The 14,559-nt window shown below is 64.6% G+C and carries 17 protein-coding genes and 1 tRNA gene; 13 read left to right on the top strand and 5 right to left on the bottom strand.

Going from position 1 to position 14,559, the window contains the following annotated elements; genetic code table 11:
- Positions 1-2: 2 nt before the first annotated feature.
- The 3 genes from sseA to ABIC09_RS35695 form a co-directional block, all read right to left on the bottom strand.
- A complete protein-coding gene (sseA, locus tag ABIC09_RS35705) occupies positions 3-854 on the bottom strand; it encodes a 3-mercaptopyruvate sulfurtransferase (protein WP_354112184.1) in 852 nt (283 codons plus the stop codon).
- A gap of 135 nt (positions 855-989) precedes the next feature.
- Positions 990-1,403 (bottom strand): rhodanese-like domain-containing protein, encoded by a 414-nt coding sequence (locus ABIC09_RS35700; RefSeq protein ID WP_148750600.1) that lies wholly within the window; start codon positions 1,401-1,403, stop codon positions 990-992.
- A gap of 32 nt (positions 1,404-1,435) precedes the next feature.
- Entirely contained in the window at positions 1,436-2,611 is a 1,176-nt protein-coding gene (locus ABIC09_RS35695; RefSeq protein WP_354037295.1) for a vWA domain-containing protein, read from the bottom strand.
- A 123-nt stretch (positions 2,612-2,734) separates the two neighbouring features.
- On the opposite strand from ABIC09_RS35695, the gene ABIC09_RS35690 reads away from it, so the two are divergent.
- From ABIC09_RS35690 to ABIC09_RS35675, 4 genes are all read left to right on the top strand, one after another.
- Positions 2,735-2,980, top strand: coding sequence for a GlsB/YeaQ/YmgE family stress response membrane protein (locus tag ABIC09_RS35690; RefSeq protein ID WP_148750602.1), 246 nt, complete (start codon positions 2,735-2,737; stop codon positions 2,978-2,980).
- Positions 2,981-3,073: 93 nt separating this feature from the next.
- On the top strand, positions 3,074-3,916 hold the full coding sequence (locus ABIC09_RS35685; protein ID WP_354112183.1) for an AAA family ATPase: 843 nt from the start codon (positions 3,074-3,076) through the stop codon (positions 3,914-3,916).
- A gap of 1,030 nt (positions 3,917-4,946) precedes the next feature.
- Positions 4,947-5,099 carry a hypothetical protein gene (locus ABIC09_RS35680; protein WP_246229774.1) on the top strand — a complete coding sequence of 51 codons (153 nt, stop codon included), beginning with the start codon at positions 4,947-4,949 and terminating at the stop codon, positions 5,097-5,099.
- A 588-nt stretch (positions 5,100-5,687) separates the two neighbouring features.
- Positions 5,688-5,984, top strand: coding sequence for a hypothetical protein (locus ABIC09_RS35675; RefSeq protein WP_354083526.1), 297 nt, complete (start codon positions 5,688-5,690; stop codon positions 5,982-5,984).
- 314 nt (positions 5,985-6,298) lie between these two features.
- Here ABIC09_RS35675 and ABIC09_RS35670 read toward each other — a convergent pair.
- A tRNA-Pro gene (locus tag ABIC09_RS35670) sits at positions 6,299-6,375 on the bottom strand.
- Positions 6,376-6,449: 74 nt separating this feature from the next.
- Between ABIC09_RS35670 and ABIC09_RS35665 the strand changes: the two genes are divergently transcribed.
- The 6 genes from ABIC09_RS35665 (at position 6,450) to ABIC09_RS35640 (ending at position 12,184) form a co-directional block, all read left to right on the top strand.
- Positions 6,450-7,433: an L-threonylcarbamoyladenylate synthase gene (locus ABIC09_RS35665; protein ID WP_354033808.1), complete on the top strand. Its 984-nt coding sequence runs from the start codon at positions 6,450-6,452 to the stop codon at positions 7,431-7,433.
- Positions 7,434-7,455: 22 nt separating this feature from the next.
- Positions 7,456-8,883 carry an FAD-binding oxidoreductase gene (locus tag ABIC09_RS35660; protein WP_354112182.1) on the top strand — a complete coding sequence of 476 codons (1,428 nt, stop codon included), beginning with the start codon at positions 7,456-7,458 and terminating at the stop codon, positions 8,881-8,883.
- 2 nt (positions 8,884-8,885) lie between these two features.
- Positions 8,886-9,329, top strand: a complete 444-nt coding sequence (locus tag ABIC09_RS35655; RefSeq protein WP_354112196.1) for a GNAT family acetyltransferase — start codon at positions 8,886-8,888, stop codon at positions 9,327-9,329.
- Positions 9,330-9,338: 9 nt separating this feature from the next.
- Positions 9,339-9,920: an NUDIX hydrolase gene (locus ABIC09_RS35650; RefSeq protein ID WP_354112181.1), complete on the top strand. Its 582-nt coding sequence runs from the start codon at positions 9,339-9,341 to the stop codon at positions 9,918-9,920.
- A 102-nt stretch (positions 9,921-10,022) separates the two neighbouring features.
- Positions 10,023-10,952: a glycine/sarcosine/betaine reductase selenoprotein B family protein gene (locus ABIC09_RS35645; RefSeq protein ID WP_354112180.1), complete on the top strand. Its 930-nt coding sequence runs from the start codon at positions 10,023-10,025 to the stop codon at positions 10,950-10,952.
- A gap of 38 nt (positions 10,953-10,990) precedes the next feature.
- Positions 10,991-12,184, top strand: coding sequence for a CaiB/BaiF CoA transferase family protein (locus tag ABIC09_RS35640; protein WP_354112179.1), 1,194 nt, complete (start codon positions 10,991-10,993; stop codon positions 12,182-12,184).
- Between the two features lie 11 nt (positions 12,185-12,195).
- Here ABIC09_RS35640 and ABIC09_RS35635 read toward each other — a convergent pair whose 3' ends face one another.
- Positions 12,196-12,954: an SOS response-associated peptidase gene (locus tag ABIC09_RS35635; protein WP_354112178.1), complete on the bottom strand. Its 759-nt coding sequence runs from the start codon at positions 12,952-12,954 to the stop codon at positions 12,196-12,198.
- A gap of 63 nt (positions 12,955-13,017) precedes the next feature.
- On the opposite strand from ABIC09_RS35635, the gene ABIC09_RS35630 reads away from it, so the two are divergent.
- From ABIC09_RS35630 to ABIC09_RS35620, 3 genes are all read left to right on the top strand, one after another.
- A complete protein-coding gene (locus ABIC09_RS35630) occupies positions 13,018-13,515 on the top strand; it encodes a hypothetical protein (RefSeq protein ID WP_148752144.1) in 498 nt (165 codons plus the stop codon).
- A gap of 87 nt (positions 13,516-13,602) precedes the next feature.
- Positions 13,603-14,037, top strand: coding sequence for an NUDIX hydrolase (locus tag ABIC09_RS35625; RefSeq protein ID WP_148752142.1), 435 nt, complete (start codon positions 13,603-13,605; stop codon positions 14,035-14,037).
- A gap of 47 nt (positions 14,038-14,084) precedes the next feature.
- Positions 14,085-14,462 (top strand): TIGR02301 family protein, encoded by a 378-nt coding sequence (locus ABIC09_RS35620; RefSeq protein WP_148752141.1) that lies wholly within the window; start codon positions 14,085-14,087, stop codon positions 14,460-14,462.
- The last annotated feature ends 97 nt before the right edge of the window (positions 14,463-14,559 follow it).

The following is a 14,559-nucleotide window of genomic DNA, read 5'->3' as shown; positions in this document are numbered from 1 at the left end:
CCTTAGGCCGGCCCTGTCGCGATCGGCGGGCCTTTCTCCTGGCCCCATTCCGACCACGAGCCGTCATAGAGTGCGGTGTCGGTCATCCCGAGGCGATAGAGCGCGAGCGTCAGCACGCCGGCCGACACGCCGGAGCCGCAGCTCGTCACGATCGGCGCATCGAGCTTGACACCGGCGCCGGTGAAGGCGGCGCGAAGCTCCTCGAGCGGCTTCATCGTGCCGGTCGCGGCATCGAACAGCTGATTGTAAGGCACGTTGCGCGCACCGGGGATGTGACCGGAGCGGATGCCCGCGCGCGGCTCGGGCGCGCGGCCTTCGAAGCGATCGGCGGCGCGGGCGTCGATCACCTGCTCGGCGCGGCTTTCGACATTGGCGATCAGCTGCTGCATGCTGCGCACGCGCTTCGGATCGTAGCTCGCCTTGAAGCTTGCAGGCTTCGGCTTCACCTCGCCGCTCTCGACCGGACGCCCCTCGGCGCGCCACTTCTTCAGGCCGCCATTGAGGATGCGCACATTGCTGTGGCCGAACGCCAAAAACATCCACCACGCGCGCGGCGCAGCGACCCAGCCGCCGGCATCGTAGAGCACGACGGTATCGGCATTGGAGATGCCGAGATTCCCGACATCGTGGCCGAACTGCCCGGCGCTCGGATACATGTGCGGCAGCGGGTTGGAATGGTCAGACACCGCATCGACGTCGAAGAACACCGCGCCCGGCAGATGCGCGGCGAGATAGTCATCCTTCGGCAGCGGCAGCACGCCCGGCAGCTTGAAGCTGGCGTCGAGCACTTTGACGTTGGCATCGTTGATGTGGGCGGCGAGCCATTCGGTGGAGACGAGGGGGTCGGTGGTCATTGCATGCTCCGGCAGTTGTTCCAGTCGTCATGGCCGGGCTTGTCCCGGCCATCCACGTTCTTCGTCGCAGCAAAGACGTGGATGCCCGGGTCAAGCCCGGGCATGACGGAGTGTGTGGTGAGGGAGGTGTTTTCCTCACCCCTTCTTCTTCGGCTCCCACTGCTCCGTCGGGCCGCCGGCATCGCGCCAGGCCGCGTAGCCGCCGGCGATGTGGGCGACGGGCTTGAGGCCCATGTCCTTTGCGGTCTTGGCCGCGAGCGCGGAGCGCAGGCCGCCGGCGCAGTGGAACACGAACTTCTTGTCTTCCTGGAAGATCGGCTTCGCATACGGGCTCTGCGGATCGATCCAGAATTCGAGCATGCCGCGCGTACAGGAGAACGCGCCGGGGATACGGCCGTCGCGCTCGATCTCGCGGGGGTCGCGGATGTCGACAATGACGACGTCGCCGTTCTTGGAGATCTCGATGGCGTCCCTGGCGGTGAGCGTCTCGATCTCACTATTGGCCTCGTCGATCAGCGCCTGGATGCCGCGGGTGATGTTTTGGGGCATGTAGCTCTCCCTCCTGTCGGCCGCGCGTGCAGCTAGTGCGTCAATTCCTTCATCGCTCCCTCAAGTCCCTCGATCGTGATCGGGAACATGCGGTTGGCGAAGATGCGTTTGATGATGGTGGTCGATTCCGAATAGTCCCAGTGCTTCTGCGCAACCGGGTTGAGCCACACCGAATGCGGATAGGTACGGATGATGCGATCGAGCCAGACCGAGCCGGGCTCCTCGTTGACGTGCTCGACCGAGCCACCGGGCACCATGATCTCGTAAGGCGACATCGAGGCGTCGCCGACGAACACGACCTTGTAGTCGTGTGGATATTTATGCAGCACATCCCAGGTCGGCGTGCGATCGGTGAAGCGGCGCTTGTTCTGCTTCCACACGCCTTCATAGAGGCAGTTGTGGAAGTAGAAATACTCCATGTGCTTGAACTCGCTCTTCGCCGCCGAGAACAGCTCCTCGACCTGCTCGATATGCGAATCCATGGAGCCGCCGATGTCGAAGAACACCAGCAGCTTCACCGCATTGCGCCTTTCAGGGCGCATGTGGACGTCGAGATAGCCGTGATTGGCGGTCTCGCGGATGGTGGTGTCGAGATCGAGCTCATCCGGCGCACCGGTGCGCGCGAACTTGCGCAGGCGGCGCAGCGCCACCTTGATGTTGCGAATGCCGAGCTCGACATTACCGTCGAGGTCTTTGAACTCGCGCTTGTCCCACACCTTCACGGCACGGTTGTTGCGGTTCTTCTCCTGGCCGATACGAACGCCTTCGGGATTGTAACCATGCGCGCCGAACGGCGAAGTGCCGGCGGTGCCGATCCATTTCGAGCCGCCCTGGTGCCGGCCCTTCTGCTCCTCGAGCCGCTTCTTCAAGGTCTCCATGAGCTTGTCCCAGCCCATGGCCTCGATCTGCTTCTTCTCGTCCTCGCTGAGGTATTTCTCGGCGAGCTTCTTCAGCCACTCCTCGGGGATCTCAGCTTTCTCCATGGCGTCGAGCAGGCTTTCCAGCCCCTTGAACACCGTGCCGAAGACGCGGTCGAACTTGTCGAGGTTGCGCTCGTCCTTCACCAGTGAGGTGCGCGACAGATAATAGAAATTCTCGACCGAATAGTCCGACAGATCAGCGTCGAGCGCCTCCATCAACGTGAGGTATTCGCGCAGCGTCACGGGGACCTGCGCATCGCGCAGAGACGTAAAGAATTGCAGGAACATGGGTGACAGATTGCCCGTCGGGTGGCCGACGTCAAGGGGCGGAGACCGGCGCTGCACGCTGGACCGGTGGGCTTTTTGCTCTAGAATTGACCGCCTCTCAGGGTTGTTTTGGGGACGTTTGCAATGGGTATTCTCGCAGCGCTCATCATTGGCGCGATCGCCGGCTGGCTTGCCGGCAAGATTGTCCACGGAGCGGGATTTGGGCTGATCGGCAACATCGTCGTCGGCATCATCGGCGCGCTGGTGGCGGGCTGGGTGCTGCCGCAGCTCGGCATCGCGCTGGCGACCGGCACGCTGGGCGCCATCATTGACGCCACGGTCGGTGCGGTGATTGTGCTCGTCATCCTTTCGCTGATAAAACGGGTCTGAAAGCCTGACCGAACCAGGAACGGCCGCCACGAGCGGCCGTTCCTTTTGTTGGACCACGGCAATGCCGGGGCCGACGACCAACAAGGACGCGCGATGAAATTTACCGGCACCAAGGACTATGTTGCGACCGATGATCTCAAGGTCGCCGTCAATGCCTCGATCGTGCTGGAGCGCCCGCTGCTCATCAAGGGCGAGCCCGGCACCGGCAAGACGGTGCTGGCCGAGGAAGTGGCGAAGGCGCTGAACGCGCCGCTTCTGACGTGGCACATCAAGTCCACCACCAAGGCGCAGCAGGGTCTCTACGAATACGACGCGGTGTCGCGCCTGCGCGACAGCCAGCTCGGCGACGCGCGTGTTTCGGACATCAAGAACTACATCAGGCGCGGCAAGCTGTGGGACGCCTTCGCGGCGGAGCAGCGCCCGGTGCTGCTGATCGACGAGATCGACAAGGCCGACATCGAATTTCCCAACGACCTGCTGCTCGAGCTCGACCGCATGGAATTCCATGTCTACGAGACCGGCGAGACGATCAAGGCGAAGCAGCGCCCGATCATGATGATCACCTCCAACAACGAGAAGGAGCTGCCGGACGCCTTCCTGCGCCGCTGCTTCTTCCACTACATCAAGTTCCCCGACGCCGACACGATGGGCCGCATCGTCGACGTCCACTTCCCCGGCATCAAGAAGCGCCTGGTCGAGGAAGCACTGCGCATCTTCTTCGAGGTCCGCGAGGTGCCCGGCCTGAAGAAGAAGCCGTCGACGTCGGAGCTGCTCGACTGGCTCAAGCTGCTGCTCAACGAGGACATGAGCGTCGAGCAACTGCGCGAGCGCGACCCGCGCAAATTGATTCCGCCGCTCCACGGCGCGCTGCTGAAGAACGAGCAGGACGTGCATCTGTTCGAGCGGCTGGCGTTCTTGAGCCGACGGGAAGTGTAGGGTCACGCGCTGTTTCTGCCGTCCACCTCAGGAGACGGTGAGAGATTTGAGCTCGCCGCTCTCTCCATTCGTCATTGCGAGCGCAGCGAAGCAATCCAGGGTCTTTCCGCAGTGACAGTCTGGATTGCTTCGCTGCGCTCGCAATGACGGAGCAAGGTGCGGCATCGCGGTTTCCAACTCGCATCTCAATCGCAGACACACGCTCGCATCCTCGCGGCATATTCCGCCCGAGCTATGCTCTCTCCGTTACACCCTCATGAAAGAGGGCGCAGGGAAGGCCGGGTGCTGACCTCGCACCCACGGTCCGCTGTGCGCATGTAGCGCAATAGGAAATTGCACAGCGGCATACAGGTGAAGCCGAACACACGGCCTTCCCTGCGCAGTGGGTTGACGGCTTATGCCGTGCTCTCCCGGGAGCCGAATTCCTTCTGGCCTCCCTCGCCTCGCGAAAGTCGCCGACACCGCGCCGGTTGACGCCAATGCCGCATCCGCCAAAGCTTGACCGTAGCAACGACGGCCAGGACCACACGGTTTTGCCGTACGCACACAGCGCCGCTCGTCCGCACGAAGCCTCGGGTTCACGGAGAGCAATCCGCCCTGCCCTTGACCTCTCGTACACGACGCTGCCGCGTCCACCGCAACCCGGCCCGCGCTTCGAACGACTCGCGAACCGCCCCTCTTCGTGGGCCGGGCTGTTTCGATGTATGCCGCAATTCCGAATTTCGGTAAAGCGGAATATCTTTCCGGAAGCAGGTTGACAGGTTTTGCGGTGTTTTGCCCGCCGGGCAATGTGAGGTCCCGGAACGACAACGGAAAGTGCGGCGGCCATCCAAGCATTCCAGGAACTTTCGTTGCCAATCTGCAACGGTTCCCGGCAATCTAAGACTGGACAAAATGAACGCCCATTGCGGCCACGAACCCTGCTCACAACGCCGTGAGACAAGTCAGGGGAACGACGATGCGAGCACAACGCGTTTGGAACGTGAATGGAGCCGCCAGCATCGGGCAGCTTCAGTCCAGATTGGACGATTTGAACAAGCGCCTGAATCAGCTTGAAAGCCAGCATCCCGAGAGCTGGAAGGTCGAAGAGCTGAGATCGAGCGCACTCAGCCTGTCGCGGGAGATCGACGACATCCGCTGCGCCGAGGCGACGGCGGCCTTGCGGGAATTGCTGCGGAAGTAAGACCCCGGTCGGCGCGACGGATCCGTGATCGGCCGCGCGCCCGTCGCCATGGATCAAGGAACCAAGGCGCAGCCCCCGCCATTTCCATGAAGAGCATGGAGCAAAATCATGACCAGGCATCTGACACGAGCCCATCTTGCGCGCGGTGTGGCCGGCGCGGTTTCCACGCTGGTCCTGTGCGCGACGATGGCCTTCACCATCGCGTACCACTTCGCGTTGTGAAGGAGAGTTCACATGATGTCCGCCCCCGAGGAGCCGGTGAGGCTGCAAGGCTTTGGCGCTCGCGCCACTGGAGCGATCGGAGGCCACAATCTTCCGCGTCCGCGACGGCGCGCATTTGGCCGCGCGAGATCGCCGACCTTGCCTCGGAATGGGACATGACGCCGATGGCGAACGACAGGTCTCCAGGACTCGTCGCGCACCCACACTGGCCGGACGTCATTTGCGGCACGCGCTCGCGTCAAGGGATCACGGCGTTCCGCGAAACCCGACGAAACCATTGTTGCTCGCGAAATCGCGACCGCTCCGCTGGGAACGCCTGGAGGCAGCAGGGATTGATGCCTATCCAACCGAGACATGGAGACAACCATGACACGTATGAAACTTCTGAGTGCGGCCGCACTGGTGGCCACCGTTTTGCCGCTCGCGACCGCAAGCCCCAGCCTCGCCGCGGGACGCGGTCCGGGCTGGTGCACTCCGCCGAGCGGAGACGCTGTCGGCGCCGCCGGCCCGGCCATGAACGGCGGCCAGTTGATGGCTGGCGTCGGCCAATGCCGTCGCGTCGGCGGCTGGCATCAGACCAACACCTACGGCTATCGGGGGCCCGGTTACGGATATGATGAGCCCGGCTGGGGCGCACCGGCTTACGCTCCCTACGAGTACTGATGCCTGATACCGCAACGTTACGCGGCGCGGCTATCTTGGCCGCGCCGTTTGCTTTGGATGAACACCTGGTAGAGCGCAGCGAATGTCCTGAAGCGGATTGGTTCGCGCGCTGTGCGGCGGAATCCTGCCGAAATCGGACTACGTGAGGGTGATCTTCAGGCAAAGCTCGTTTTCAAGCCATGCCGCGCGCTCGAGCGCCCCTGCAAGGGCCAAATCGGCCGTGGACCCGCCTCGAAAATCGTTGCAAAAAGACGCTCCCGAGGCGCTGGCGGCCGGTCCGCCAAGCCTCTGGAAAACGTCGATTTTTGGAAGAATGGTCGGAGTGGCAGGATTCGAACCTGCGACCCCTGCGTCCCGAACGCAGTGCTCTACCGGGCTGAGCCACACTCCGACAAGAAGGCGGCTTATAGCGTCGGGTTTGACGCACCGCAAGCGGCCGAGCTGAGGAATTTTGTCCCTGTGAAAATGCGTCTTGAAACGTCGATTTTACCAGCCGGCCAGGCCGGCGCGGAAGCCGCCGCCCGGACCTTGGCCGCCGGCGGACTGGTCGCGTTTCCGACCGAGACGGTCTACGGGCTCGGCGCGGACGCGGCGAACGCGACCGCGATCGCCCATCTCTACGCCGCCAAGGGGCGGCCGGCCTTCAATCCGCTGATCGCCCACGTCGCGGACCTCGCGGCTGCACGGCGCATCGGGAGGTTCGATGCGCGCGCCCTGAAGCTCGCCGAGGCGTTCTGGCCGGGGCCGCTGACGCTGGTGGTGCCGAAGACGGATGGTTGTCCGGTCGCCGATCTAGCCACTGCGGGCCTCGACACCGTCGCGATCCGCATTCCCGCCCACCCGGTGGCCGAAGCCATTTTACGCGCCTTTGGCGGGGCCGTGGTGGCGCCGTCGGCAAATATCTCCGGCCATGTCTCCCCGACGCTGGCCGCCCATGTCGAGAGTGACCTTGCGGGGCGGATCGACCTGATCGTGGACGGCGGACCGGTTGCGGTGGGCGTGGAATCGACCATTGTCGGCTGCTTCGAGGCGCCGCTGCTGCTGCGGCCGGGCGGGCTGTCGCGCGAACGGATCGAGGCCGTCCTGGGCGCAGCCCTGGTGCGGCCGCCGGTGGAGGCCGGGAGCGACGACAGCCAGCCGCTGGCGCCGGGCATGATGGCCTCGCATTACGCGCCGCGCGCGGCCGTGCGGCTCGATGCGCGCGAGGTGGCGCCGGGTGAAGCGCTGCTGGCATTCGGCCCCGCGCGCCTGCCCGGCCTTGACGCCGCGTCAGCCGTCATGAATTTGTCGCCCGCCGGCGATCTCGATGAAGCCGCCGCCAATCTGTTCGGCTATCTTCGCGCCCTCGATGCGAAGAGGCCGCGGGCGATTGCCGTGATGACGATCCCCGAAGACGATCTGGGAGAGGCGATCAACGACCGGCTGCGCCGGGCTGCCGTGGCGAGATAAGAGCGAAGCAAGAGACGAAACAATGAACATCAATAAATCGGCCACTCCTCCGCTTGCGCCCGAGCTGATCGAACAATTCCGCAAGATCGTCGGCGAGCGCCACGCGATCACCAATGCGGTCGACATCGAGGCCTACGTCACCGAGGAGCGTAACCTGTTCCACGGTCGTTCGCCGCTGGTGCTGCGGCCAGGTTCGACCGCGGAAGTGTCCGCGATCTGCAAGCTGGCCTCCGAGCATAAAATCGCGCTGGTGCCGCAGGGCGGCAACACCGGGCTCGTCGGCGGGCAGACGCCGCACAACGGCGAGGTGGTGGTGTCGCTGCGCCGGCTCGACAAGATCCGCGAGGTCGACACCGCCTCCAACACCATGACCTGCGAGGCAGGCGTGGTGCTGCAGGTCGCGCAGCAGAAGGCATCCGATGTGGACCGGCTGTTTCCGTTGTCGCTCGGCGCGGAAGGCAGCTGCACCATCGGCGGCAATCTGTCGACCAATGCCGGCGGCACCGCCGCACTCGCCTATGGCGTGGCGCGCGAGATGGCGCTGGGGCTGGAAGTGGTGCTCGCCGACGGACGCGTGCTCAACGTGCTGTCCAAGCTGAAGAAGGACAACACCGGCTACAATCTGCACAACCTCTTCATCGGCGCGGAAGGCACGCTCGGCATCATCACGGCGGCGACATTAAAACTGTTTCCCAAGCCGCGGGCGGTCGAGACGGCCTATGTCGGGCTGAAATCGCCGGCGGCGGCGCTGAAGCTGCTGACGATCTCGCAGAGCGAGGCCGCCAATGCTTTGACGAGCTTCGAGCTGCTCTCGGAGATGGCGGTGGATTTCTCGGTCCGCCACGGCATCGACGTGCGCGATCCGCTTGCGGAGAAGCATCCCTGGTACGTGCTGATGGAATTGTCCTCTCCCGGCGACGACGCCCGCACGCCGCTGGAGACAATCCTCGCCCGCGCCATGGAGGAGGAAATCGTCGACGATGCCGTGATCGCGGCCAATCTCAGCCAGCGCAGCAACTTCTGGAAGTTGCGCGAGGAGATGTCGTCGGCGCAGAAGCCCGAGGGCGGCTCGATCAAGCACGACATCTCCGTTCCCGTCGCCGCCGTGCCCGCCTTCATCGAGGAGGCCAACGCCGCCGTGGTGAAGCTGATCCCCGGCGCGCGGCCGGTGCCGTTCGGCCATCTCGGCGACGGCAATCTGCACTACAATGTCAGCCAGCCGATCGGCGCCAACACCGCGGACTACCTGGCGTGCTGGCACGAGATGAACGCTGTTGTGTTCGAGATCGTGCTGCGGATGGGCGGCTCGATCTCGGCCGAGCACGGCATCGGCGTGCTCAAGCGCGACGAGCTGCCAGAGGTGAAGGACAAGACCGCGATCGAGCTGATGCGCGCAATCAAGGCGATGCTCGATCCGCACGGCATCATGAACCCGGGGAAAGTGCTGTGAGCGTGTCCGCCCTTACGATCGACGCCATCCAGGATGCCGATGTCGAGCCGGTGGTCGCGCTGTGGCAGCGCTGCGGCCTGACGCGGCCGTGGAACGACCCGCATGCCGATATCGCGCTGGCGCGGCGGCGCGACAACTCGACGATCCTGATCGGCCGCGATGGCGGCGCGATCGTTGCGACCGTCATGGTCGGCCATGATGGCCATCGCGGCTGGGTCTATTACGTCGCGGTCGACCCCGATGGCCGCAAGCGCGGTCATGGCCGCGTCATCATGGCAGCCGCCGAAGACTGGCTGCGGCAAGCCGGCATCGCAAAACTGCAGCTGCTGGTCCGGCGCGAGAATGCGCAGGCCAACGCGTTCTACCAATCGCTCGGCTTCGAGGAATCGACCTCGGTGATGTTCCAGAAATGGCTCGACGGCCGCGAGACCACGGCAAGCAACTGAGATCGAAGCATGACCATTTCCGATCGCGTCCGCATCAAGGAGGTCCGCGTGCTCTCGGACGGCTGGACGCCCCTGAAGAACACCACGTTCGACTACCGGCGCGCCGATGGCGAGTGGCAGACGCAGCACCGGGAAACCTATGAGCGCGACAATGCCGCCGCCGTGCTGCCCTACAATCGCGCCCTGCGCAGTGTGATCCTGGTGCGCCAGTTCCGCCTGCCGGCGTTTATCCGCGGCTACGACGATCTCCTGATCGAGGCCGCCGCCGGCGTGCTGGACGACGCCTTGCCCGAGGTGCGCATCCGCGCCGAGGCCGAGGAGGAGACCGGCTATCGCCTGCACGACGTCCACAAGGTGTTCGAGGCCTTCATGAGCCCCGGCGCGGTGACCGAAAAACTGCATTTCTTCGTCGCCGAATATGAGCCGGAAATGCGCGTCAGCGATGGCGGCGGCCTCGAGCACGAGGGCGAGGACATCGAGGTGCTGGAGCTTGGCATCGACGAGGCACTGGCGATGATCGCCAATGGGCGGATCATCGACGCCAAGGCGATCATGCTGCTGCAATACGCCGCGCTGCATATTTTCAGGTAGCCCTGCCGGGGCGGCAATTCTGGCCTGCACAGCCGTGGCGCCTGTTGAGCAAACCGCGGACTATCTCTAGTCTGGCCTCAACAAGAACCAGGAGACGCGCCCATGTCTGCCCCGCGCGACGAGGAATTCGGCTTTGCGCCCGACTATGATTCCCCCGTTCCATATATGCAGCGGACGCGCGACTATTACAACGCGATCGGCTACGTCACGCCGTATCGCTGGGCGCACTATACCGAGGCGCCGTTCCAGAAGCTGAAGAAGCCGCTCGCGCAATCGCGCGTCACCATCATCACGACCGCGGCGCCCTACGATCCGGCCAAAGGCGATCAGGGGCCGGGCGCGGCGTATAATGGCAGCGCGAAGTTTTACCAGGTCTATGACGGCGACACCTCAAAGCAGCACGATTTGCGCATCTCGCATATCGGCTACGACCGCAAGCACACCACGGCGACCGACAACGGCACCTGGTTTCCGCTGCCGCAGCTTTTGAAGGCCAGTGCCGCCGGCCGCATCGGCGAGGTGAGTCGGCGCTTCTTCGGCGCGCCGACCAATCGCAGCCATCGCGTCACGCTGGACACCGATGCGCCGGAGATTTTGGCGCGCTGCATCGCCGACAAGGTCGACGCCGCCGTGCTGGTGCCGAACTGCCCGGTCTGCCACCAGACCACCGCGCTGGTGGCGCGGCATCTCGAGGCAGGCGGCATTCCGACCGTGATCATGGGCTGCGCGAAGGACATCATCGAGCACGCCGCCGTGCCGCGCTTTTTGTTCTCGGACTTCCCGCTCGGCAATTCCGCCGGCAAGCCGCACGACATTGCTTCGCAAGCGCAGACGCTGGAGCTGGCGTTGAAAGTACTGGAGACCGCGAGCGGGCCGCAGACCACGATGCAATCGCCGCTGCGCTGGAGTGAGGACGCCTCCTGGAAGCTCGACTACAACAACGTCGCGCAAATGAGCCCCGAAGAGCTGGCACGCCGCCGCGCCGAGTTCGACAAGCAGAAGGAGATCGCGCGCGGCAATCGCGCCGCCTGACGTCCTCCGACAAAATAGAACAACGAGGGGAGAGAGACGTGACGCGACCGTTCGAGGGCGTGAAGATCCTGGACTTCACGCAAGTGCTGGCCGGCCCCTATGCGAGCTACCAGCTCGCGCTACTGGGCGCCGACGTCATCAAGGTCGAGCGGCGCGAGGGGGAGGACATGCGCCGCACGCCACTCGCGCGCGAATGGGCGGGGCGCGGGCTGGCGCCGGCCTTCCAGGCCATCAACGGCAACAAGCGCAGCCTGACGCTGGATCTGCAAAAGCCCGACGCCGTCGCGATCGTGAAGAAGCTCGCCGCGACCGTCGACGTCGTCATGGAAAACTTCCGCCCCGGCGTGATGGACAAGCTCGGCATCGGCTACGAGGCGCTCTCGGCGATCAATCCGAAGCTGATCTATTGCGCGGCGTCAGGTTTTGGCCAGACCGGCCCGGATCGCCTGCGGCCCGGCTATGACGGCAAGATGCAGGCGCTCTCGGGCATCATGGCGATCACGGGGCATCCGGAAACAGGGCCGACTCGCGCCGGCTTTGCGGTGTGCGACGTTCTCTCGGGCGCAACGGCCGCCTTTGGCGTATCGAGCGCGCTCTACCAGCGCGACCGCACCGGCAAGGGACAGCTCATCGACGTCTCCATGCTGGAGGCGACGATGGCGTTTCTCTCCGGCCAGATCGCGGACTGGTCGGTCGCCGGCCATCGCCAGCAGCTCTCGGGCAACCAGGCGGTGAGCCGCAAGACCACCGCCAATCTGTTCAAGGCGGGCGACGGTTACATCCTGCTCGCCGTCAACAACGAAAAACAATACCGCGCGCTCATATCTGCACTCGGCCGCGAGGACACGCTGTCCGATCCGCGTTTCGCCGACTGGTTTTCGCGCAACGAGAACGAGCCCGCGCTGCGTGCCATCATCGAGGAGGCGCTTGCCGCAAAGCCTGCGCGCGAATGGGAGACGATCCTGGAGGACGCCGGCGCGCCCTGCGCCAGCATCTGGAAGGTCGAGGAGGTCATCGACCATCCGCAGATCAAGGCGCGCGGCGCGATCCAGGAGCTCGACACGCCCTATGGCCGCCTGCGCTTTGCCGGCAGCGGCTTCAAGCTCGCGCACGGCGGCGGCAGACTGGACCGGATGGCGCCGGAATTGGGTGCGGATACGGATTCGGTGCTGGGCGAATTGGGGTTCGATGCGGCGGAGATCGCGGCGTTACGGGCGCGGGAGATTGTGTAGAGGGGGACCGCCTAAAACAACGACCCCTGCCCCTCGTCGGAGGACGCAGCAGCAACCTTCCGCGCGATCTTCTTCGGCTTCGCGGCCTCGGCTTCCATCTCTTCCGCGCTGATCGGCAAGAGCAGCTGTTCGTCGTCATTGGCGACACGGTTGACGCGGGTGGAGACCGGGTGCCAGGCGAATTCGCCGCGGCGCGGGGCCGTCATCAGCGGCAGGATCGCATCGACCTCGTCACTGCTGCAATCGAGCCAGCGTTCGAAATCGCGCGGACTGATGGTGACAGGCACGCGGTCATGCAGCGCGGCCAGATCCTCGCCAGCCGCCGCCGTGACGATCGCCACCGTATCGAGCTCCTCGCCGTTCGGCCCGACCCAGGTCTCGAACACCGCGGCAAAACCGAGCGGCGCACCGTCGGCGTGACGGATGAAGAACGGCTGCTTGCGGCCGTCGATGGACTTCCATTCGTAATAGCCGTCGGCCGGGATCAGCCCGCGCCGCCGGCGTATAGCTCTCTTGAACGCGGGCTTCTCCAGCGCCGTCTCGGAGCGGGCATTAATCAGGAGCGTAAAGCCCTTGGGATCCCTGACCCAGCCCGGCAGCAGACCCCAGCGCATCAGGCGGAAATGGCGCGCGCCATTCTCGACCAGGACGACCGGTACCGGTTGCGTCGGCGCGACATTGTACCGGGGCGGGAAATTCGGCTGCTCGATATAGCCGAACAGCTGCCGCAAAGCCGCGGGGGCCGAAGTTATGACGAAGCGTCCACACATCTTGGGGCGTCCATATAGGGTCCGTTCAGGTCCTTTTAACCCCGAACGTTAACACTGCGGCGGATGAGCTCAACGGCCTCCCAACCCGCGACGCGCGCACAGACGGGCCCCGAAGCCGCGGCCTGGGCCGACCGGCTGCGCGTGGCCAACATCAACCCGCGGACCGGGCTTGCCACAGACTATCTCAACCATTTCAATGAAGCCGTGATGCTGCTCGAGATGGTCCCGGACATGCCGGAATGCGCGGAAGATTTTTTGACCTGGACGCCGCTGTCCTATGCCGAGCATTTCACCGCCTCGAACTTCAAGGCGCGGGATCTTGCGATCGAAGCCTATGAGAAGGCCGAGCCATCCGTGCGCGCCCAGTTCGACCACATCACCGACACCATGACCTCGATTCTATCAGCGGTCGGCTCGGCCATGCGCGAGGTCGAGAAGGACACAATCCGCGTCCGGCTCGCCGAGCAGGCCACCCTCTGGGTCAAGCCGCTGATCGCGGCCTGCGGCGGCATCATCAATGGCGGCGCGGAAGCCGACGTCGACACCATCATGGCGAATTGAGCCAAGTAGCTGAAGACAAGTACCTGAAGACAAGTAGCTGAAGACAGGTAGCTGAAGACAGGTAGCTGAAGACAGGTAGCTGAAGAAATGGCCTCGGTCGCCCAGCCCACCCACCCCCAGATCGCGGTCAGTGCGGCCATCTTCCGCGACGGCAAGGTGCTGCTGACCCGCCGCGCCCGCTCGCCCGCCAAGGGGTTCTATTCGCTGCCTGGCGGCCGGGTCGAATTCGGCGAATCGCTGCACCAGGCGCTGAGCCGCGAGGTCGGCGAGGAAACCGGGCTGGAGATCGAGATCGTCAGCCTTGCCGGCTGGCGCGAGGTGCTGCCGGCCGCACCCGGTGCCGGCCATTATTTGATCATGTCATTTGCCGCCCGCTGGGTGGCCAGGGAACCTGCCCTGAACGACGAGCTCGACGATTACCGCTGGATTGCCCCGGACGCTTTGGGGAGCCTTGGCGGCATCAAGCTGACCGGGGGGCTGGAGGAGATCATCCAGTCCGCCCACCGGCTGATCGGTCCCTGAGCGCCCCGCCTTGCGTCATCAGCCCTGAGGGGGCATACAGCCCGCCGATGTCGACGCGATTTCTGGCCATTTTTGTCCTGATTCTCGCCTGCGCTTCCGCGCCCGCCCGGGCCCAGGACGTGGCGGCGCCGTTCGACGCCGATTTGCAACGGCTGGCCGAGATCCTCGGTGGCCTGCACTATCTGCGCGGCATCTGCGGCACCAACGAGGGCAACAAATGGCGCAGCGAGATGCAGGCGCTGATCGATGCCGAAACGCCCGCCGGCGAGCGCCGCACCCGCATGATCGCCGGCTTCAACCGCGGCTATAACGGCTTTCAGCAGACCTACCGGAGCTGCACGCCGGCGGCGACGGTGGCGATCCGCCGCTATATCGAGGAAGGCTCGAATATCTCGCGGAATCTCACGGCGCGTTACGCGAACTGAGTTCGCGGGAACCGTGTCATCGACTTTGTTCACAGCCGTTAACCGTTCCTAAAGATGTGGCCTAGCGGTCGTTAATGCGCGTGCTACACCACTTGCA

This window comes from Bradyrhizobium sp. S3.12.5 (genome assembly GCF_040548225.1).
Lineage (GTDB): Bacteria > Pseudomonadota > Alphaproteobacteria > Rhizobiales > Xanthobacteraceae > Bradyrhizobium > Bradyrhizobium cytisi.
The sequence above is the reverse complement of the archived record's forward strand: the minus strand, read 5'-3'. Positions and strand labels throughout refer to the sequence as shown.

Bases quoted from the DNA above. Each gene is read 5' to 3' on its own strand.
- ABIC09_RS35660 (WP_354112182.1), top strand. From the start codon at position 7,456: ATGAACATCAATAAATCGGCCACTCCTCCGCTTGCGCCCGAGCTGATC.
- ABIC09_RS35690 (WP_148750602.1), top strand. From the start codon at position 2,735: ATGGGTATTCTCGCAGCGCTCATCATTGGCGCGATCGCCGGCTGGCTT.
- ABIC09_RS35620 (WP_148752141.1), top strand. From the start codon at position 14,085: ATGTCGACGCGATTTCTGGCCATTTTTGTCCTGATTCTCGCCTGCGCT.
- ABIC09_RS35700 (WP_148750600.1), bottom strand. From the start codon at position 1,403: ATGCCCCAAAACATCACCCGCGGCATCCAGGCGCTGATCGACGAGGCC.
- ABIC09_RS35650 (WP_354112181.1), top strand. From the start codon at position 9,339: ATGACCATTTCCGATCGCGTCCGCATCAAGGAGGTCCGCGTGCTCTCG.
- sseA (WP_354112184.1), bottom strand. From the start codon at position 854: ATGACCACCGACCCCCTCGTCTCCACCGAATGGCTCGCCGCCCACATC.
- ABIC09_RS35635 (WP_354112178.1), bottom strand. From the start codon at position 12,954: ATGTGTGGACGCTTCGTCATAACTTCGGCCCCCGCGGCTTTGCGGCAG.
- ABIC09_RS35685 (WP_354112183.1), top strand. From the start codon at position 3,074: ATGAAATTTACCGGCACCAAGGACTATGTTGCGACCGATGATCTCAAG.
- ABIC09_RS35630 (WP_148752144.1), top strand. From the start codon at position 13,018: ATGAGCTCAACGGCCTCCCAACCCGCGACGCGCGCACAGACGGGCCCC.
- ABIC09_RS35665 (WP_354033808.1), top strand. From the start codon at position 6,450: ATGCGTCTTGAAACGTCGATTTTACCAGCCGGCCAGGCCGGCGCGGAA.
- ABIC09_RS35695 (WP_354037295.1), bottom strand. From the start codon at position 2,611: ATGTTCCTGCAATTCTTTACGTCTCTGCGCGATGCGCAGGTCCCCGTG.
- ABIC09_RS35645 (WP_354112180.1), top strand. From the start codon at position 10,023: ATGTCTGCCCCGCGCGACGAGGAATTCGGCTTTGCGCCCGACTATGAT.
- ABIC09_RS35675 (WP_354083526.1), top strand. From the start codon at position 5,688: ATGACACGTATGAAACTTCTGAGTGCGGCCGCACTGGTGGCCACCGTT.
- ABIC09_RS35625 (WP_148752142.1), top strand. From the start codon at position 13,603: ATGGCCTCGGTCGCCCAGCCCACCCACCCCCAGATCGCGGTCAGTGCG.